Annotated in this window: 20 protein-coding genes; 13 read left to right on the top strand and 7 right to left on the bottom strand. The window is 52.0% G+C overall.

Annotated elements, in window-relative coordinates; translation table 11 throughout:
- The first annotated feature begins 64 nt into the window (after window positions 1-64).
- From NST29_RS14160 to NST29_RS14125, 8 genes are all read left to right on the top strand, one after another.
- Window positions 65-1,684, top strand: a complete 1,620-nt coding sequence (locus NST29_RS14160; RefSeq protein ID WP_033843239.1) for a hypothetical protein — start codon at window positions 65-67, stop codon at window positions 1,682-1,684.
- A gap of 13 nt (window positions 1,685-1,697) precedes the next feature.
- A complete protein-coding gene (locus NST29_RS14155) occupies window positions 1,698-2,210 on the top strand; it encodes a stage II sporulation protein M (RefSeq protein ID WP_339232314.1) in 513 nt (170 codons plus the stop codon).
- 208 nt (window positions 2,211-2,418) lie between these two features.
- Window positions 2,419-3,564: an IS701 family transposase gene (locus tag NST29_RS14150; protein WP_339232312.1), complete on the top strand. Its 1,146-nt coding sequence runs from the start codon at window positions 2,419-2,421 to the stop codon at window positions 3,562-3,564.
- Window positions 3,565-3,653: 89 nt separating this feature from the next.
- A complete protein-coding gene (locus NST29_RS14145; RefSeq protein ID WP_033019233.1) occupies window positions 3,654-4,310 on the top strand; it encodes an ABC transporter ATP-binding protein in 657 nt (218 codons plus the stop codon).
- A gap of 121 nt (window positions 4,311-4,431) precedes the next feature.
- On the top strand, window positions 4,432-5,523 hold the full coding sequence (locus tag NST29_RS14140) for an ABC transporter ATP-binding protein (protein WP_033019231.1): 1,092 nt from the start codon (window positions 4,432-4,434) through the stop codon (window positions 5,521-5,523).
- Window positions 5,493-6,299 carry an ABC transporter permease gene (locus tag NST29_RS14135; RefSeq protein ID WP_033019229.1) on the top strand — a complete coding sequence of 269 codons (807 nt, stop codon included), beginning with the start codon at window positions 5,493-5,495 and terminating at the stop codon, window positions 6,297-6,299. Before NST29_RS14140 ends, NST29_RS14135 begins: the two co-directional genes overlap by 31 nt.
- Window positions 6,296-7,099, top strand: a complete 804-nt coding sequence (locus tag NST29_RS14130) for an ABC transporter permease (protein ID WP_033019228.1) — start codon at window positions 6,296-6,298, stop codon at window positions 7,097-7,099. The genes NST29_RS14135 and NST29_RS14130 overlap by 4 nt, the downstream gene beginning before the upstream one ends.
- The gene (locus NST29_RS14125) at window positions 7,100-8,173 is read left to right on the top strand and encodes an ABC transporter substrate-binding protein (RefSeq protein WP_033019225.1); all 1,074 of its coding nucleotides are present in this window, start codon (window positions 7,100-7,102) and stop codon (window positions 8,171-8,173) included.
- Between the two features lie 67 nt (window positions 8,174-8,240).
- Here NST29_RS14125 and NST29_RS14120 read toward each other — a convergent pair whose 3' ends face one another.
- Both NST29_RS14120 and NST29_RS14115 read right to left on the bottom strand, forming a co-directional pair.
- Window positions 8,241-8,693, bottom strand: a complete 453-nt coding sequence (locus NST29_RS14120) for a DUF1572 family protein (RefSeq protein ID WP_051962631.1) — start codon at window positions 8,691-8,693, stop codon at window positions 8,241-8,243.
- 122 nt (window positions 8,694-8,815) lie between these two features.
- The gene (locus NST29_RS14115) at window positions 8,816-9,307 is read right to left on the bottom strand and encodes a YajQ family cyclic di-GMP-binding protein (RefSeq protein WP_033843246.1); all 492 of its coding nucleotides are present in this window, start codon (window positions 9,305-9,307) and stop codon (window positions 8,816-8,818) included.
- A 324-nt stretch (window positions 9,308-9,631) separates the two neighbouring features.
- Here NST29_RS14115 and NST29_RS14110 point away from each other — a divergent pair, with 324 nt between their 5' ends.
- The gene (locus NST29_RS14110; protein ID WP_033843248.1) at window positions 9,632-10,609 is read left to right on the top strand and encodes a BMP family ABC transporter substrate-binding protein; all 978 of its coding nucleotides are present in this window, start codon (window positions 9,632-9,634) and stop codon (window positions 10,607-10,609) included.
- A gap of 18 nt (window positions 10,610-10,627) precedes the next feature.
- Complete coding sequence (locus NST29_RS14105) at window positions 10,628-12,310, top strand: methyl-accepting chemotaxis protein (RefSeq protein WP_051962632.1); 1,683 nt, start codon at window positions 10,628-10,630, stop codon at window positions 12,308-12,310.
- A gap of 36 nt (window positions 12,311-12,346) precedes the next feature.
- On the opposite strand, the gene NST29_RS14100 is transcribed toward NST29_RS14105, so the two are convergent.
- From NST29_RS14100 to NST29_RS14080, 5 genes are all read right to left on the bottom strand, one after another.
- Complete coding sequence (locus NST29_RS14100) at window positions 12,347-12,478, bottom strand: DUF3941 domain-containing protein (protein WP_008879040.1); 132 nt, start codon at window positions 12,476-12,478, stop codon at window positions 12,347-12,349.
- A 264-nt stretch (window positions 12,479-12,742) separates the two neighbouring features.
- Window positions 12,743-13,606 (bottom strand): DegV family protein, encoded by an 864-nt coding sequence (locus NST29_RS14095; RefSeq protein ID WP_033843249.1) that lies wholly within the window; start codon window positions 13,604-13,606, stop codon window positions 12,743-12,745.
- Window positions 13,607-13,780: 174 nt separating this feature from the next.
- Window positions 13,781-13,981: a DUF3813 domain-containing protein gene (locus NST29_RS14090; RefSeq protein ID WP_031405196.1), complete on the bottom strand. Its 201-nt coding sequence runs from the start codon at window positions 13,979-13,981 to the stop codon at window positions 13,781-13,783.
- Between the two features lie 2 nt (window positions 13,982-13,983).
- Complete coding sequence (locus NST29_RS14085) at window positions 13,984-14,136, bottom strand: hypothetical protein (RefSeq protein ID WP_165570920.1); 153 nt, start codon at window positions 14,134-14,136, stop codon at window positions 13,984-13,986.
- A gap of 337 nt (window positions 14,137-14,473) precedes the next feature.
- Window positions 14,474-15,280, bottom strand: coding sequence for a Cof-type HAD-IIB family hydrolase (locus NST29_RS14080; protein ID WP_033019201.1), 807 nt, complete (start codon window positions 15,278-15,280; stop codon window positions 14,474-14,476).
- A gap of 113 nt (window positions 15,281-15,393) precedes the next feature.
- Between NST29_RS14080 and NST29_RS14075 the strand changes: the two genes are divergently transcribed.
- From NST29_RS14075 to NST29_RS14065, 3 genes are all read left to right on the top strand, one after another.
- Window positions 15,394-16,161, top strand: a complete 768-nt coding sequence (locus tag NST29_RS14075) for an alpha/beta fold hydrolase (RefSeq protein ID WP_033019196.1) — start codon at window positions 15,394-15,396, stop codon at window positions 16,159-16,161.
- 538 nt (window positions 16,162-16,699) lie between these two features.
- A complete protein-coding gene (locus tag NST29_RS14070) occupies window positions 16,700-17,071 on the top strand; it encodes a metalloregulator ArsR/SmtB family transcription factor (protein ID WP_033019194.1) in 372 nt (123 codons plus the stop codon).
- Window positions 17,061-19,202 carry a heavy metal translocating P-type ATPase gene (locus tag NST29_RS14065; RefSeq protein WP_033019191.1) on the top strand — a complete coding sequence of 714 codons (2,142 nt, stop codon included), beginning with the start codon at window positions 17,061-17,063 and terminating at the stop codon, window positions 19,200-19,202. Before NST29_RS14070 ends, NST29_RS14065 begins: the two co-directional genes overlap by 11 nt.
- The last annotated feature ends 89 nt before the right edge of the window (window positions 19,203-19,291 follow it).

Raw genomic sequence — 19,291 nt, 5'->3', positions numbered from 1 at the left:
CATGGAAACCGGCAGGGGGAGAAAGGCCCCCTGCCGTTCCTATGAGATGAAAGGGGGAAGAGCCGTGAGACTCGTATGGCTATGGTATCTCCAAAAACAGCGAAGCAGTATCGCCCCTTTACAGCGAAAATCACCGTTTTCCCCGCGGACGACACTGTTGTTGTTGGAAGCGACGAAATGGCTCATTTCGTCGGCGCTCGTTGCAGTGATCTGTTTTCGATCGACAATGATGTTTCGTCCTGTTGTGACGATGTTGATTCTTTTCTTTTTATCGGTCGGTCCTCTAATCGGGGTTTCGCTGGAGTCAAAAGAGGCGTTGGAGCGCCGCTACCATTTTGACTATTTGCGGTTGTCTAGTGTGCGGGATGATCACGTATGGAGGCGGTTGCTAGGCCTTCACTATGCGGTGTCTTTGCTGCGTCTATCGCCGTTGTTTCTCCCTCCCTCTGTCGGCTTGATCGCCAAGTTTGGGGTGGTAGGAGCGGTGTGGGTATGGCTTGGGCAAGCGATGATGCTGCTTCTGTATGTCATATCGCATATGATGCGCGGTTCAACAACTAGAGCGGCGCGTGTATGTTCAGCTTTGTTCTTTCGCATGGCCTCATTGGCGCTCGGGTATGCTGTGCTTGCGGCGATAATGCCGCTGTTGCAATTGTCCCGCCAAGCGGTTCGGATGTATGGGTTGTCGCTTTCTTATCTTGCGCATATGGATGATTACGTTGCTCACTGGCAACAGCAATTTTATCAACGCATGGCCCACTTAGGGGAAGGATGGTCCTTTTCAAGCACTGCTTTATCACTTGTTGGAGCTGGGTTTGTACTGTTGGCTCTGCTTTGTTTTCCTTTTCTTCGTGCCTCTCATTCCAGCAAGGCGATGGATAAGCTGTATTCATGGCAGCTGCGTGCCATTGAGGTATTAGCGGTTCGCGGCACGAACAATGCGATTTTATATAAGGATCTTTGTCTGTTCATGCGCAAAGCAAAGGAGTTGGCCAAGCCGCCTTGGACGCTGTTTCTGCCAGGGGAATTGTTCTTGGTTGCTGGAGCGAATTTGCCGCTGTTGGCGGCCGTTCACAACGGAGCGATCCTTTTGTTTTTGTTTCTGTTCGAAGTATACTTGGTCATGACAGGGACGTTGCGAGCCATGACCGATGCCTTTCCAGACATTTTTCAGTTTGAAAGCGAAATGGAGCGTCTCCTTGTTTTTCGGCTTCTTTCTCCGCCTCCCCTTGGATCGTTAATTGAAGCGAAATGGACGCTGCTTGAGCGATTAGGGAGTTACCCATGCCTAATCGCATGCGGATGGCTGTTTATCGAATATATCGGATTATCGGGAGTGCATCGAGGGGTGTGGGCGGTAATCGGAGCGATACTGATGCTGCCAGCCTATCCGTTTGTTGTGAAACGGATTTTGCGCACCGATTATGAAGTGTTCTGCCTTGTTTTAGCCAGCGGTGAACAAGCGGCATTGACATCTCCGCGTGATTATGCAGGGTATATGTTGATTGCAGCCGGAAATCATTCGTTTCATCGCTTGTTAATTTACATCACCATCTTTTCATCGCTCGTTTCGGCCTTTTTTATGCTCTTGAAAGGTTGGAGTTGGGCGTGGTACAGCGGTTTGTTTGTCGTGATGCTTTACCTTGTATTGTGGCACAGTTCTCGATATGCGCGGCGCATGTGAGGGGGCATTGATGATGATCAAGCGAGCCATTCACACTCATTTCCCGTATTTTCTATTGTCACTAGGGGTGTATGTTGTCTGCTTTGCATTGGGGGCAGGGATTTTTTCGCAAAAACTTGTCATTCATCCGACTTCGATGGCGTTTTGGGCTACTTTCGGGCACAACTTGATGGTTGGGGTCATTTTGATGGTCGGCGGATGGCTGACGTTAGGAATGGCTAATACTCTTTATCTTGGTTATCATGCTGCGATGCTCGGAGTGATCGTGAAAGGAGTCGCCAAAGGCTATGGTTGGCATCCGTTGATGACAGGAGTTTTCCCCCATGCCATTCCGGAAATAATGGGACATCTTTTGTTTTGTACATTAGGATATGAAACATGGCGATTTCTTCACATTGTGAAGAAAAGAGCGAGGGGGGAAAAAACGGAACCGCTCTATATACGCGATATCCTCTTTTTGTTTTTGGTGGCGGTTGTGCTGCTCATTCTCTCCGCCGGCTTGGAGGCAACGGTGTCTCATGGGTGAGAGGTGTAAATGCAAAGCGATTGAATCATAGTGGAAAAAGAATAGAGAACTGTAGATGAGCAAATTTGCTAACATAAATTGACAGCTAAACAAAAAAGGAGACATGAACCCAGCTCCTTGAGTAAAATAGATGTGCTCAAACTACCCGCAAGGAGGTTCATGTCTCATGAATCGATGAGCACATCATCAAGGAATCCACAAGTTTTTCATGACGCTGGGATTGGCGCTTGATTTCTCGAAACCGGTCATCAAGCATCTCGTTCATATTGTGGATGCCTTGACTACCAAGGGATTTTCGGGAACATTGACCGATGTCCATCACTGGAGTTTTCATCCCAATCATCGAACCACGCTCAGCCATTTTTTCACGAAAAGCCCTTGGGATGAAGAGACGTTGCTTCGCAAACTCCAGCAATGGATCCTTCATCGCATCCAGCGAATCGCCAAACAGGAGAATCAACCCCTTTTTGTTTCGATTGATGATACGATTTGCCAAAAAACGAAGCCTTCGTCACGGGCTGCCCGCGCCATTCAAGGGTGTGATTGGCACTACTCGCACAAAGATCATCAATCCGTTTGGGGGCATTCGCTCGTTTGGCGGATGGTGCATACTTTCTCGCAAGCGTTCCCGTTCGCCTTTCGTCTGTATGACAAGACGGCGGGAAGAAGCAAGATCGACCTAGCGATCGAGATGCTTTCCTCGCTCAAGGGGAAACGGGCTCAGCCGGTGTATGTGCTCATGGATTCGTGGTATCCGTCCCAAGCGCTCATCGAAGCCTGCCTGAAACAAGGATTCCATGTCATCGCCATGCTCAAGACGAACCGGATTCTCTATCCGAAAGGTATCGCCATCCAAGCGAAGAAGTTCGCCCGCTATATCGAGCCCAACGACACCCGCCTCGTCACGGTGGGGAAGGAGCGTTACCGCGTGTATCGCTACGAGGGAGCGATCCATGGCCTCGATGACGCGGTGGTGCTGCTGGCTTGGAAGGCGGATGAACCGATGACGCCAGATCATCTCCATGTCGTCTTGAGCACCGACCGGGAGCTAGGCGATGAAGAGATCTTGCGTTATTATGCCCAGCGCTGGACGATCGAATGCTTTTTCCGGCAGGCCAAAGACCAGCTGAAGCTCGATGGGTACCGTGTTCGTCACATTCGGGCGGTGAAACGGTATTGGGCCGTGGTGCTGTTCGCCTGCGTATACAGCATCGCCGAATCTCAGCAAGACCTCTCTTCCGGCCTGGAGCTTCTTCGGTCTCGGAAAGGGCACAGCGTCGTCGAGTTCATCTACGATGCCGCGAAGCAAGATATTCCCATTGATGTGATCAAAAAACAGCTCCATGTCGCCTAAGGGGTCCCCTGTTTGTCTCTTAGGGCATGGAAATTATTGTAATGAAAAATGCTCATCTACAGTAGAGAAAATAAGGGAGAGAACAAAGGATGGATCCGTTGTTTTCGCTACAAAACTTGACGTATCGCTATGATGGGGGAACAACGATTTTTCAGCAATTTTCATTTTCCATTTTCCCGGGAGAGAAGGTGCTCCTCACAGGCCCAAACGGAGTGGGGAAAACGACGCTTTTGCATATTATTTCGGGATTGCTCACTAAAGGCGAGCTGCACTATGAAGCTTTTTATAAAGGCCGTCCCATTCAGCTTTCCGACATGCGCGCCCATTTGTCTTATGTGACTTCGGAGACCGTGATGTTTTCGAAGTTGACTGGCTATGAAAATATTGAATGCTTCCGCCTTTTATGGAAGTTGGATCGACAGTACACTCATAAAGCCAAAGAATTGTGCCGCTTGTTGAAGATGGAGGAGATGCTGGCGCTTCCGGTGGACCAGTATTCACTAGGCACAAGGCAAAAGTTGCATGTTGCGATTTCGTTGGCACGTCCAGTGGAATTGTATCTGATGGATGAGCCCTTCAATTCTCTTGATATGGTGAGCCGCGATCGGTTGACCGAATGGATCCAACAGGACCACGAGGCGGCTTATTTGATCGCTTCCCACGTTCATCAAGAGCGATTTCCTGACTCGCGCATCGTATCGCTTACACGCCCAAGCGGCGGATCTGAAACGGAGAAATCATCGTGAAATCTGAACGATCAAAAAGCGTGTTTCCAATCAAGGGATCCGACATTGTTTTCCGTTGCGCTTTCATCCCTGCTGTGTTCTAATTAGGAATGATGGATATGATGAAGATGGGGGGCTGAAAGTGAACGGACAAGCAATCATCCGCTTTGACCATGTGACGAAGGAATACGATGGGACAGCGGTATTGGACGATGTCAGTTTTGAGATGGAGCGAGGCAAATTTTATACGCTGCTAGGTCCGTCCGGATGTGGGAAGACGACGATTTTGCGGCTGATCGCCGGGTTTATTGAACCGACGCAAGGGACGATTTATTTTCACGGGAAGCCGATGAATCACGTCCCGCCCAACAAGCGGCAAGTCAATACGGTGTTTCAAGATTACGCCTTGTTTCCGCATTTGGATGTGTTTGAAAATGTCGCTTTTGGTTTGCGGGTGAAAAAAATGAAAGAAGCGGACGTTCGCCAAAAGGTGAAGGAAGCGCTCCGGTTTGTCAACTTGGAAGGGTATGAACGCCGCCGCATTCAGGAAATGTCTGGCGGCCAGCGGCAGCGCGTCGCGATTGCCCGGGCGATCGTGAACGAGCCGGAAGTGCTGCTTCTTGATGAACCGCTCTCGGCGCTGGATTTGAAGCTGCGCACGGAAATGCAGTACGAGCTTCGCGAATTGCAGCGCCGGCTGGGGATCACGTTTATTTTCGTCACCCATGATCAAGAAGAAGCGCTGGCGATGTCCGACTATATTTTTGTCCTCCATAAAGGGAAAATTCAGCAATTTGGGACGCCAAAAGAGATTTACGATGAGCCGGTCAATCGGTTTGTCGCTGATTTCATCGGCGAATCGAACATTTTGTCGGGGCGCATGATCGCAGACTTTCTCGTCGAATTTGCCGGCCGACAGTTTGCCTGCGTTGACCGCGGCTTTGCGCCCAACGAACCGGTTGATGTTGTCATTCGCCCGGAAGATTTGGAGCTCGCCGCACCGGAAGACAGCCAAATCGTCATTCGCGTCGATTCGCTGCTGTTCCGCGGCGTTCATTATGAAATTTGCGGCTATGATGAAAACGGCAATGAATGGCTCGTTCATTCAACGAAAAAAGCGGAGGTCGGGGAAACGATCGGGCTTCGCTTTGAACCAGAAGCGATTCATGTCATGCGAGCCGAGCGCAGGAAAGGGGACGAAGGATGGAACGAGCATGGCGAAACTGGTATTTGATCCCCTATGCGGCATGGCTGGTGTTGTTTGTCATTGCGCCGCTCGTCTTTCTCGTGTATGAGTCGTTTTTGGATATCGATGGACAGTGGACGCTGGCCAATTATGAAAAGGTGCTGACGCCCATTTATTTGAAAATGATGGCGTATTCGTTTTGGTACGCGCTGCTGATTACGCTCGCCTCCTTGTTGATCGGCTATCCGACCGCGTATTGGCTGACGAAAACGCGGCATAAGCAGCTATGGCTGCTGTTGCTCATTTTGCCGATGTGGGTGAATTTGCTGCTGAAGGTGTATGCGTTTTTAGGGCTGTTCGGCACATACGGACTGGCCAACGCTTTTTTGCAGGCGATCGGCGTCGGGGCACGGCAGCTGTTGTTCACCGATTTCAGCTTTGTGTTCGTCTCGGTGTACATTTTTATTCCGTTTATGGTGCTGCCGATTTTTAATGCGCTGGAAGAATTGCCGCCGTCACTCATTGATGCGGCCCGCGATTTGGGCGCGTCTGGGTGGACAACGTTCCGCCGCGTCGTGTTCCCGCTCACCCTCAGTGGGGTGAAGGCCGGCTGCCAAGCGGTGTTTATCCCGGCGTTGTCGCTGTTTATGATTACGCGCCTCATTGCGGGCAATCGCGTCATTACGCTTGGCACGGCCATTGAGCAGCATTTTCTCGTCACCCAAGATTGGGGGATGGGGGCGACGATTGCCGTTGTGCTCATGATCGCGATGGCGGTCATTGTCTTCTTGACAGGAAGCGGAAGGAAAGAGGGAAGTCGATGAAACGCACACATCGGTGGGGGCGCGTCTATTTGCTTTTTGTGTTTGCCATCATGTACACGCCGATTGGGTACTTGATGTATTATTCGTTCAACAGCGGCGGGACGATGCACGATTTTCAATCCTTCACGTTGAAATGGTATGGCGAGGTGCTATCGGATGACCGTTTGTTGATCATTGTGCTCAATACGCTGGTCGTCGCGTTATTGTCGGCGGCGGTGGCCACGATTTTGGGCGTCATCGGGGCATTGGCCATTTACTATGTCAAGCGGCAGCGGATGAAAAATACGCTGCTCGCTCTCAACAATGTGCTGATCGTCAGCCCGGACGTCATCATCGGCGCTTCGTTTTTATTGTTGTTTACGCTGGCCGGCATCAAGCTGGGGTTTGCGTCCGTGCTGTTGTCCCATATCGCCTTTAGCGTGCCGATTGTCGTGCTGATGGTGCTGCCCAAGCTTGAGGAGATGAGCCCGACATGGATCGATGCGGCGCGCGATTTGGGGGCAGGATCGCGGCAAGTGCTGTCGCGGGTGATCCTCCCGTTTTTGACGCCGAGCATCTGGGCCGGGTTTTTTATGGCGCTCACGTATTCGCTCGATGATTTTGCCGTGACGTTTTTTGTGACAGGAAACGGGTTCTCGACGTTGTCGGTCGAAATTTATTCACGGGCGCGCCAAGGCATTTCCTTATCGATCAACGCGCTGTCAACGCTGTTGTTTTTGTTTACGATGTTGCTGGTCGTCGGCTATTACGTGTTCAGCCAAAAAGGCGGCCGCATGTACGGAATAGGGGGGCGAAAGTAGATGAAACGGCTCGTTCAAGGGTTTGCCGCTATATTCATCGCCGCGTTCGCCCTGATGTTCATGACCCATCGGCTCAACGAAGCGGAAGGATATGGAGGCGACAAGACGGTCAGCGTGTACAACTGGGGCGATTACATCGACCCGGCGCTGATCCGGAAGTTTGAAAAAGAAACCGGCTGGAAAGTCGTTTACCAAACGTTCGATTCGAACGAGGCGATGATGGCGAAAATCGCTCAAGGCGGCGCGACGTTTGATGTCGCCGTTCCGTCCGATTACGCCATCAGCAAGATGATCGAGGAAAACTTGCTTTTGCCCCTCGACCATAGTAAACTGCCGAACTTGAAATACATTGAACCGCGGTTTCTCGATTTGTCGTTTGACCCGCATAACCGCTATTCGGTGCCGTATTTTTGGGGGACGGTCGGCATCGTCTACAACCGCGGGATGCTGGGCGGCAAAACGATCACCAGCTGGAACGACTTATGGGACCCGGATTTGCGCAATCAAATTTTGCTTGTTGACGGGGCGCGCGAAGTGATGGGGATGGCGTTAAACAGCCTCGGCTATTCGCTCAACGATACGAACAAGCAGCATCTGCAAGAGGCGAAACGAAAGCTCGACCGGCTTATGCCGAATGTAAAGGCCATTGTCGGCGATGAAATCAAACTGCTTCTTGCCAACGAAGAGGCGGCGGTCGGTGTCGTCTGGTCGGGCGATGCGGCGGAAATCATTTCCGAAAACGAAGCGTTGGACTATGTCGTGCCCAAGGAAGGATCCAATTTATGGTTTGACAACATGGTCATTCCGAAAACAGCGAAAAACATCGAAGGCGCGCACGCGTTTATCAATTTTATGCTTGACCCGAAACACGCGGCGCAAAACGCCGAATATGTCGGCTACTCGACGCCGAATCGCGCGGCGCTTCGCTATTTGCCAAAAGACATCGCCAATGACCGGCGCTTTTACCCGGATTTGGATGCGGCAGGGCGCTTGGAAGTGTACGAAAACTTAGGGAAACGTATGCTCGCCTACTATAATGAGTTGTTTTTGCAGTTTAAGATGCAGCAAAAATAAACCATTGCCGGATGAGCGAGGGCGTGTCTGAAAAAACTTGACACGCCCCCGCTTTTTGCTGGGGAGGCTAGCGTTTTCTTTTTCTCGGGATCGTCAACGCTTTCCAGCGCTCGGCGTTCAGCTGTTTCGCGATATAGACGATTTGTCCGATATGATACGAATAATGGTACATTTGTCGCTCAATCGCTTCGATGACAGAATGGGGCTCACCGCGGATCGTGACCGTCCGCAACAAATCCGTTTCTTGCCGTTCGCTGAGCGTCTGAAACAAAGCGGACCACCCCTTTTCCCAGCAGGCCATGACTTCTTCGCGCGTATGAAAATCGTTGATAAACTCATCATCGCGGTTGCGGTTCGGTTTTTCCCCATCCGATGACAAAAAGTCTGTCCAGCGCGACACCATATTTCCGCTCATATGTTTGACAATGATGGCGATGCTATTGGCCTCCTCATGAAAACAATAGAACAGCTGTTCCTCTGAACATTGAGCCATCGCTCGTTCGGCGATCGGTAAGCACAGAAAACGGTGCGGTTCTTATTTCTCCCAAAAGAAAGGATTGGAAGACCCCCATTTTTTCTGAAATCACGCCCTTCGATCATGCTTGTAAAACAAAAAAGCGGATCGAGGATTCCCTCATCCGCTTAACGATAATTCACAAACTGCACCTCAATTGGCAAATCCGCTTCGCGAATGGCGGCGATGACCTTTTGCAAGTCGTCTTTGCTTTTGCCGCTGACGCGGATTTGGTCATCCTGCACTTGGCTTTTCACTTTCAGCCCTGTGTTTTTAATGATCGTGTTGATCTTTTTCGCGTTTTCTTTGTCGATTCCTTGGACAAGCTTGGCGCGCTGGCGCACCGTGCCGCCTGAGGCCGGCTCGATTTTTCCGTATTGGATGTTTTTCGTCGCCACCCCGCGTTTAATGAGCTTGCCGATGAGCACGTCCTTCAGCTGCTCCAGCTTAAACTCATCGTCGGAGATAAGAACGAGCTCGTCTTTCTCGAGCGAAATGTCGCTTTTGCTTCCTTTAAAGTCATAACGCGTTTTGATTTCTTTCATCGCGATGTTGATAGCGTTCGCCACCTCAGCCAAATCGACTTTCGAGACGATATCAAACGAACTTTCCTTCGACATACGAAACCTCCCGGGCGTGTGATGTACTTTCATTATAGAAAAAGGGGGCAGCGAACACAACCATCAGCAAATGGAAGAAGAGAACAATAAGAAGATTTTTGGGGCTCTTCACCAAAAGTTGTACTTGATTTTTTCATCACGTACCTTACTTATGCAACCAAGAAAGAACAGGAAACCAATCATGTTTTGCATACACTTGTTCAGAGAAGTGAACCGTCTGTCAAGTACATGTTGTGGTGATGAGTCATTTTTGGTTAAAACGCTAAAACATCCTCCAATTCCGCCGATATATGTTAATGGACATCATGGGAAGGAGACAGGGAGATGAATCGTTACAGACGACTATGGCATTTCTTGTTGGCACTTGTGGTGTTGTTAGCTGGCTGTTCCGATCATGCCCCAGCTGTGCAGAAAAAAAGAGTAAAAGTCGGTATTATGTTGTCAGACGTCGGACTGGGGGATCAGTCGTTCAGCGATGCCGCGTTTCGCGGTTTGATCAAGGCGCGGGACGAATTAGGTGTTCAGTTTGACTATCGTGAGCTTAGTGAAACAAAGACATATGAGCAAGGGTTGAAAGAATTGGTCGCCGCCGGCAATGACGTGGTCATTGGGCTGGGATTTATGGTGCAAAACGATTTGGAAAACGTCGCGAAACAATACCCAAGACAACGGTTTATTCTGATTGATGCGGAATCGACGCTGCCTAATGTGACATCGATTACCTTTAAAGAGGAAGAAGGAAGTTTTTTGGCTGGAGTGGTAGCGGCGTTGGCAACGAAAACAAATCATGTCGGGTTTATCGGCGGAGCCGATGTGCCGTTAATCCGGAAGTTTGCTGACGGATTTGAGAAAGGGGTGCGGTCTGTCAAGCCGCAAGCAAAGGTGACAACCGTCTATGCAGGTGATTTTGGCAATGCTGATCTTGGCGCACAATGGGCGAAGAAGCTGTTTGCTAAGCAGTGCGATGTCATCTATACGGCGGCTGGGTTTACCGGCATTGGCGCGCTTCGCGAGGCCGAAGCGCGTGGAAAGTATGCGATCGGTGTCGACAGCGATCAATATATTTACGCGGAAAAAGCGGTGATCACCTCGATGGTGAAAAATATTGATGTTGCGCTTTATCAAGTGATCAAGCATTATGTGAAGGAAAAACAATGGCCCGAGGGTACGGTCACGTTAGGATTGGCCAAAGACGGAGTCGGTTTGGCACCGATCCGGGTCATTCCGTGGGATGAACAAAAGCAACGTCTGGTTGACAGTTGGGCGCAAAAAATCATCGACGGACAAATCGCAACAAACTAAAAAGAGAAGGGGAGGACCATGACGATTCGCCAAAAACTATGGCTGCATGCTTTCGTTGCACTCGTGGCCGCCATCGGCATCATCGGTTACATCATTGCCACCATGTTATCGATTCAGGAGAAAAACGAGGATATCGTTCCGGTGCTGCTTTCAGTAAGACAGTTGGAAGCTGATATGAAGGGGGCAAAGCAAAGCTTAAACAGCGCTTCCTACAATATGACGGAAGGGAATAAACAACAGGCGTTGGCGCAGCTTCACATCGTCGATCAACGGTTGGAGAAGCTCAAAACAGCGGTTGAACAACCGCGTTTTCGTTCTTTGGTCGAGAAAGCGGGCACGAAATTTGCCGCTGTGAAACAGGCGGTCGGAACAGCGTTCGCGAAAAAGGATGCGGCAGAGGTGCGGCGCCAAGCCATGCGCATTGAAGGGGCGATCAACGATGTCGTTGTTCTCGGCTGGGAGACGAATGACCATTATCAGGCCGTCCAGCGTGATTTGAAACAACAAATTCAAACGGTCATTGGGACGGCTGTGATCGGCAGCGTCTTGTTGATGCTGATCTCCGGATTGGCGAGCTGGCGTCTTACTCGTTCGATTACGTCTCCGCTCCGACAGTTGGCGGCCAATGCGGGGGAAATTGCGAGCGGAAACTTGATCGTCGCTCGTGTCGATTATCGGGCCAAGGATGAGCTCGGCTCATTAAACGAGGCGTTTGCCGCAATGGTGGAGCAACTAAAGCAATTGCTAGGATCAGTTGGGAAAGCAAGTAAACAAGTCGAACAGTTTGCTCAAGAGATGGAAGCTGAGCAACAAACGCTCACTTCCCTTCATGAACAAGTCACGGTGTCGGTCAATGAACTGTCCACGGGGACGCAAAATATCGCCGAAGAATTACAGCAAGCGGTGGAACAAATCGAAAAAATGGATGAAACGTTTGCCAAAACGGCAGAGAGGACCGAGCAAACGGTCCGTTATGGCAGCGCGGCGTTAGAAGCGGTCGAAAGCGGCCGGGCAGCCATGGATCAGCAAATGCGCCTTATTCACCAAAGCGTGGAAGCAACTCGCTTGATTGAACAGGCGACAAAACAATTGGCTGGATATGCGAGCCACATTCAACAAATGGCAGCCTCAGTCGCTGAGATCGCTGAACAGACGAATTTGTTGGCACTCAACGCGGCGATTGAAGCAGCCCGCGCCGGTGAAGCGGGGAAAGGATTTGCCGTTGTGGCTGATGAGGTGAGAAAGCTAGCCGAACAATCGGCTCAAGCAACGAAGCAAATTTTTGCGACCGTTTCATTGATTGAGCGCGGTGTTGCGTCCGTCACCGATGCAGTGACCAACGGGATGGAGATGGCGCGTGAGCAATCGGAGTCGGCCGAAGTAACAACAAAGGCGTTTGCGAAAATTGATGAGACCGTCACAAGCATTTCCGCTGATCTCCAAGCACTTGCCGATGCGTTTTCCGACTTAAAATGGCGTGAGGAACAAGTGTTCAAAAATGTGGAAAGTATTAGTGCCGTTGTTCAACAATCGGCTGCCGGCAGTGAACAAATCGCCGCATCGATGACTGAACAGCTTGCCGCATTTGAACGGATGAAGGAAAAAGCAACAACGCTCCGCGAGTTGACAGATGAATTGCGTGCGGCGATGAGTCAGTTTCAAGTCAACGAAGAGGAAAAGCACATGGAAAGACAAAGGTAAAAAGGCGGTCGTTTGCCCGCCTTTTTGTCAGTTCGCTTATAGATGATCCGTCTTCTTCGAATACGCGAACTTCCCGGCTTCCCGGTTTTTCTCGCGCATCATGTTTTTTTCATGGCGCTTCGCTTGGTTGTCGCGCGCTTTTTTGTCGTTGTCGCTTGTGTTTGGCATGGACCAGCCCTCCCTGCATTCCGATCGTGTAGGATTAGTATGGGCAAATGCACAGGAACTATAGAGGGAGTTGATGGAAAAATTATGGAAAGGTTTCCCTTGATCACTGGCTCGCTTGCGGATCATGAATAGAGGACTGTCATCGATGAGAAGGGAGAGGCTTTAAGCGATGGGGGGACGCAGGAGGATAGGGCGAGCGTGGGCTGTCGTCAATGAGAAGGGAGAGGCGCCTGTTCTGGACAGGCGCCTCTGTTTCGTTTCGCGTCAGATTTCAATGTATCGATTCAGAAAGAACAGAGCGATCGTCCCCGGTCCGGCGTGGGCGCCGATGGCACTGCCGATGTCGGAGAGGAAAAAGCGCTTGCAGCCGTGCGTTTCTTCGATCATCCGCTTCAGTTCAAGCGCTGTTTCTTCGTCATCGGCATGGCTGATGCCAATCGTTTGTTTTTGAAGATCGTTGCCGCGTTCGCCCATCAACTCGACCATCCGTTTCAACACTTTTTTCCGCCCGCGCAGCTTTTCCAGCGGAACGAGGGCGCCGTCTTCGACATGGAGGAGCGGTTTGATGTTGAGCAAGCCCCCGAAGGCGGCGGCGGTTTTGCTGATGCGGCCGCCGCGCGCCAAATAGTCGAGATTGTCGACGGTGAAGATATGTTCCATATGGCGGCAGTACGCCTCGATCGTTTCGCAAAGCAAGTTGTATGGGGGGTTGTGTTCAGCCAACTCGGCCGCTTTCATGACGGCAAGCCCTTGGCCGAGCGAAGCGCATTTCGAGTCGATGATCGTCAGGCGAAACTCAGGGTATTCGTCAAGCAGTTCGCTGCGGACGGCCATGGCGGTCTGGTATGTACCGGATAATTTCGAGGAAAAGGCGATATACACGCATGGCCGATTTTCTTTGGCGTACGGCAAAAACAGCTCCTTCATCGCCAGCGGGCTCGGTTGGGCCGTTTTCACCGCCTGTCCTTGGCGCATAGCGTCATACACTTGTTTCGGTTCGATCGTCACCCCATCTTCGTAGTCTTGGCCGTTCCAATGGACGACGAGCGGCAAAAAGGCGATATGATGTTCGCGGATGTACGATTGCGGCAAATCCGCGCCGCTGTCGGTGATGATTTGAATGGACATCGTTCGTCCTCCTCTTTTCTCCTTCCGCGTTCCTCGCGGCTCGATCGGCTGAACCGACCGTTTCCGCAGGTGAACAGCGATTCATGTTTCTATGTTCAGTGTAGCCGGTTTCGGTTCGGAATACAACGGAAAATCGGGGACGAGGGAAAAAAAGCTGCGGGAAGCCCGCAGCGGTTATTGGGTGAGCTCATCAAGCTCAGCTTGAAATTGACGCAACTGCGCTTTTTCCGCCGTATTGGAATGCGCGTAAGCTGAAGACAACGCGTTTTTGGCAATGGCGATGGCGCGGTCGACGCTCATGTCGATTTCGCCGCTGGCCGCTTGCTTCGCTTGGGCGACCGCTTTGCGCGCCTCTTGAAATAGACGATTGCCCATTGCTACACGCCCCCAAGCGACGTTTCCACCGCTTTTTCCGCTTTGCGCGCTTCCGCCTCGGCGTACGTCAAATGGTAAGGGATTCGTTTGTCATGCCGTTCGACTGCATCGACGCTTTGCTGGACGAAACGCTTTGATTTGTTTCGTTTGCCCATGACGGATTCCCCCTTTAAAAAATGAAGACGCACGTTGCGTCACGTATAGTGTAACCGCGGCCAGGGAACAGTAGTAAGGAAATTCGTTACAAACGAAAAGCGCCGTTTCAAGCGTGTCCGGTCTGTTTGGAAAAAGGTCCCCGGGCGACGGTTTGGCCATCGCCCAAGGATGAAAATCGGAACCCATCGACACGGTGTTTTTACGGAAACGATCGATGGCAAGGGATCTGCCCTCCAAAATCACCGCTTGCCAACGCGATTTTCACGGAACGGTAGTTAGGAAATGGGACCAACCGCTGTCCCCAACGCCGGCTGAATGCGACGAAAGGGCGGAGAGCTATAGGTCCAAGATGTCTTGCAAATACACGCCGATGCCGTCTTCTTCATTCGTTTTCGTCACATCATCGGCGATCGTTTTCAGCGGTTCGATGGCGTTGCCCATGGCGACGCCCAATCCGGCCCACTCAATCATCTCCAAATCGTTGTCTTCGTCGCCAAAGGCGATCACTCGCTCCCGAGGGATGCCGAAGTGATCGGCGACTTGTTGTAAGCCGGCCGCTTTATGCACCCCATGGCGGATGATTTCAATCACATGCCATGGCTCATTCCAACGCCGATGGTGCAATACGTTGGCATATACGTCGGACAGATATGATTGAATTTGTTCGACATGACTACTCTCTGTATACACGAGCACGCTCGTCGGGTCTTTGCTGAGCGAGCGGCGCAAATCGCCGATTTTCACCGTCGGGTTGCCGAGGCGGACGATGTCGAGCAACACTTCGTCATGTTCGTGAAAATAGACGTCATCCATCACTTCCGCCAAAATGTTTTTGATTCGATACGTTTCCCCAAGTTCGACGATGTCTTTCACAACAGGCAAGGGCAGCGGAACATGGCGGATTCCCCATGACGGTTGGCGCGGGTGGTGGACAAACGCGCCGTTGAAATTGATGATCGGTGTCGTGAGGTTCAGTTCCTCGTAATACATGCGGCTCGCCCGGTACGGCCGGCCGGTGGCAATGACGACGACATGGCCGGCGTCAATGGCGCGGCGGATGACCTCTTTGGTCAGCGGGGAAATCGTCTTATCTTCCCTCAACAATGTTCCATCCAAATCCAGAGCAATTAAATATGGCTTCATGTCTGACTCCTTTGCTTTTGGTTTTCTCATTACCTAGTGTAACTCTTTTCCAAAATCGCTGTCCATATGGTACACTATACAACGATAGAAAAAGAAAAGGAGTTTGTGTAGCGATGGTGATCATTGAACAACAACAGCTGGCCGGCGTGCCTGTTCTTCATGTCGTTCAGCCGGAAAAACGGGACGAACCGCTTCCGCTCATTTTCTTTATTCACGGCTTTACGAGCGCCAAAGAACATAATTTGCATTTCGGCTATTTGCTTGCGGAGGCGGGCTATCGGGTCGTGCTTCCCGATGCGCTGTTTCACGGCGAGCGGGACGAACGGTTGAGCGAACGGAAATTGCAGTTGTCGTTTTGGGACATTGTGGTGCGCACGATCAGCGAAATCGATGAGATGAAAAACGACCTTGTGAGCCGCGGGCTGGCTGACTCGGGACGAATTGGGCTTGCCGGAACGTCGATGGGCGGGATCGTCACGTTCGGAGCGCTCGCCGTCTATCCGTGGGTGAGGGCGGCAGTGGCGCTGATGGGCTGCCCGAATTTTAGCGCCTTTTTTGATGCCATGATTGAAGAAGGGAAGCGACGCCACATCGACATTCCGATGCCGCCGACGTTGTTGGCGTTGGAAAAAGAAAAGCTTGCCCGCTATGATTTATCGAAACAACCGGAAAAGCTCGCCGGGCGGCCGCTCTTCATCTGGCACGGAAAAGCCGACCAAGTCGTCCCGTATGCTTATACATATGAGTTTTATCAGCAAATTAAACCACTTTATGAAGGGAACGAGGACCGGCTGCGATTCATCACCGACCCGCACGCCGGCCATAAAGTGACGCGCGAAGCGTTTTTGGAGACGGTGCGTTGGTTTCGCGAATACGTATGAGGCCGGTGATTTCGTGCCAAATCTGCTGATTCCACCCATTTCTCAATGAGAGAAACCTCGTAGAATCAGCTTTCTTTTCTGACTGAAAATGCCGCTGATTCCCTTACTCAATGGGGGAATGGGCGAAAAGCAGGATCGATGCAACAAGGTTTTTCTAATTGAGAAATGACATGGTAAAGCTGTATACGCCATTAAATCACCAGCCCCCTATAGAAGCGGTGATTTCGTACAAAATACGGCTATTCCATCTGTTTCTCAGTTAGAGAAGCCTTGCGAAATCAGCCTTCTTTTTTGGCGAAATGCCGTTGATTTGCTCGTGGCGGCGTTTTTTCGCCAAGCCTCTATAAGTTGAAACCGACGGCAATGGGCCTCATTGCTGCGGTGTGTTCATCAGCCGAAATCCGCCTTTTGCTGCGACGAAGGCGGATTTTTGTCATAAGGGAACTTTTTTCATTCAAATGAATATTTGAATATCAAAAGAGGATATGATATTCTATATTCAAGCAACTATTTGAATGTTGGCAAGGAGAGGAACGGAATGCATCGCCAAGACGTCTGCGACGTTTACTGTTATGACGAGGAGAAGGTCAGGCGGATTCAGCGCCGGCTGAATGAGGAAAACATGGTGTCGATTGTGCCGTTTTTCAAAGCGTTGGCCGACGAAAACCGGGCGAAACTCGTCTATGCGCTTTGCGGCGAGGAAGAGTTGTGCGTCTGCGACTTAGCGAACGTCATCGGGGCGACGGTGGCAACGACGTCGCATCATTTGCGCATTTTGTATAAACAAGGCATCGTGAAATATCGGAAAGAGGGAAAACTCGCCTTTTATTCGCTCGATGACGACCATATTCGCGAGCTGTTGCTTGTCGCGCTCGCCCATCAGAAAGAGGAGGATCACCGTGGCGAATGAACAAACATTGGAGCGGATCGAGGCCAAAACATACCGCGTGCAAGGGTTAACGTGCGCAAATTGCGCCGCCAAGTTTGAGCGCAACGTCAAAGCTTTGCCCGGCGTCAAAGAAGCGAAAGTCAACTTCGGCGCCGCCAAACTCACGGTTTGGGGCGAGGCGACGGTGGAAGAACTGGAACAAGCCGGAGCGTTTGAACGCCTGAAAATTCGCGAAGCACGCGAGCGCACTATCCAGCGGGAGCCGTTTTGGAAGAAGAAAGAGAACCAAAACGTCCTCGTCTCTGCTGTATTGCTTCTGATTGGCATTGTGGCCGATGCGGCGGACAGCGCGGGAATGGCGGTCGCGATGTATTTGGCGGCGATCGCGCTCGGCGGCTATTCCTTGTTTTGGACGGGGCTGCGGAATTTGGCCCGCTGGCAGTTGGACATGAACACGTTAATGACGATCGCCATTCTCGGTGCGGCGGCGATCGGTGAATGGCAAGAGGGAGCGGTCGTTGTCATTTTGTTTGCCATAAGCGAAGCGCTCGAGCGCTACTCGATGGATCGAGCACGGCGGTCGATCGCGTCGCTGCTGGAAATGGCGCCCGCTCAAGCGACGATCCGGCGCGGTGCGGAGGAAGTGACCGTTCCGGTCGAAGACGTTCGCCTCGGAGAGGTCATGATCGTGAAACCAGGGGCGAAAATTCCTTTGGATGGCGTTGTTGTCAATGGGGCGTCCACGGTCAATGAAGCGGCGATGACCGGTGAAAGCATGCCGGCGGAAAAAACGGTCGGCGATGCAGTGTTCGCCGGGACGCTGAACGGGGAAGGATTCCTAGAAGTGCAAGTGACGAAGCGGGCCGATGAAACGATGTTGGCGAAAATGATCGATCTCGTTGAAGAGGCGCAGGCGGAGCGGGCGCCATCACAAGCGTTCATCGATCGGTTTGCCCGCTATTATACACCGTTCATTATGATTGTGGCCCTGCTTATCGCCGTCATTCCACCGCTTGTCGTGGGCGGTAATTGGCTTGATTGGGTGTATCGCGGCCTCGCTGTTCTCGTCATCGGCTGCCCGTGCGCGCTCGTCATCTCGACACCGGTGGCAATTGTCACCGCTCTCGGCCATGCAGCCCGGCGCGGCGTGCTCATCAAAGGCGGGAGATATTTGGAACAAATCGGCCGGCTGCGAGCGGTTGCCTTTGATAAAACCGGGACGTTAACGGAAGGGAAACCGTCCGTAACCGATGTCGTCGTGTATGACGGAAGGCGTGAACGACTGCTGGCGGTGGCGGCGGCCATCGAAAAACGGTCGCAGCACCCGCTCGCTTCCGCCATCGTCCGCTTGGTGGAAGAAGATAGGGAGCCGTTTTTTGACGTGCCGGTAGATGAATTTCAGTCGTTGACGGGTCAAGGGGTGAGGGCGGTCGTCGGAAACGAAACGTACTACATTGGCCGCCCATCCTTGCTCGCCGAGGTGCTCGGCCGTTTGCCGGATGAAGCGGAACAGCGAATCGCCACCTTCCGCCAAGAAGGAAAAACGGTGATGGCGATCGGCACGGCCCGTCGGCTGTTAGGATTGATCGCGGCGGCTGATCGACCGCGGCCGTCCGCCGCGGCGACCGTTGCGGCATTGCGGCGTCTCGGGGTCAAAGAGATCGCCATGGTAACCGGCGACCATAAACAAACCGCCCAAGCCATCGGCCGCCAAGCGGGCGTGTCGGCCATTTGCGCCGGGCTGCTTCCCGAGCAGAAGCTGGCGGCGATCCGCGAGCTGAAACAACGTTATGGCATAACGGCCATGGTCGGCGACGGAGTAAATGACGCCCCCGCTTTGGCTGCAGCCGATATCGGCGTGGCCATGGGCGGAGCGGGGACGGATGCCGCTTTGGAAACGGCGGACGTCGTGCTGATGGCCGACGACTTGCGCCAATTGCCATACACCGTTCGCCTCGGTCGCCGGACGCTTGCGATCATCAAGCAAAACATTGCCTTTGCCTTAGGGTTAAAAGCGTTAGCGCTCATTGCCGCCATCCCCGGCTGGCTCACCCTTTGGCTCGCGGTGTTCGCTGATATGGGCGCCACATTGCTCGTGACCTTCAACAGCATGCGCCTGTTGCGGGTGAAGGAAGAAGGAGATGGGCAGTGAGGACCAACCGGAGTCTCCGGCTTGGCGAACCAGGACAAGAAGAAGCAAAAGACACGGAACGGCTTTCGCTTCCGTGTCTTTTTCGTTTT

Source organism: Geobacillus sp. FSL W8-0026, assembly GCF_037966255.1.
Lineage (GTDB): Bacteria > Bacillota > Bacilli > Bacillales > Anoxybacillaceae > Geobacillus > Geobacillus icigianus.
This window is presented reverse-complemented; position numbering and strand designations above follow the sequence as displayed.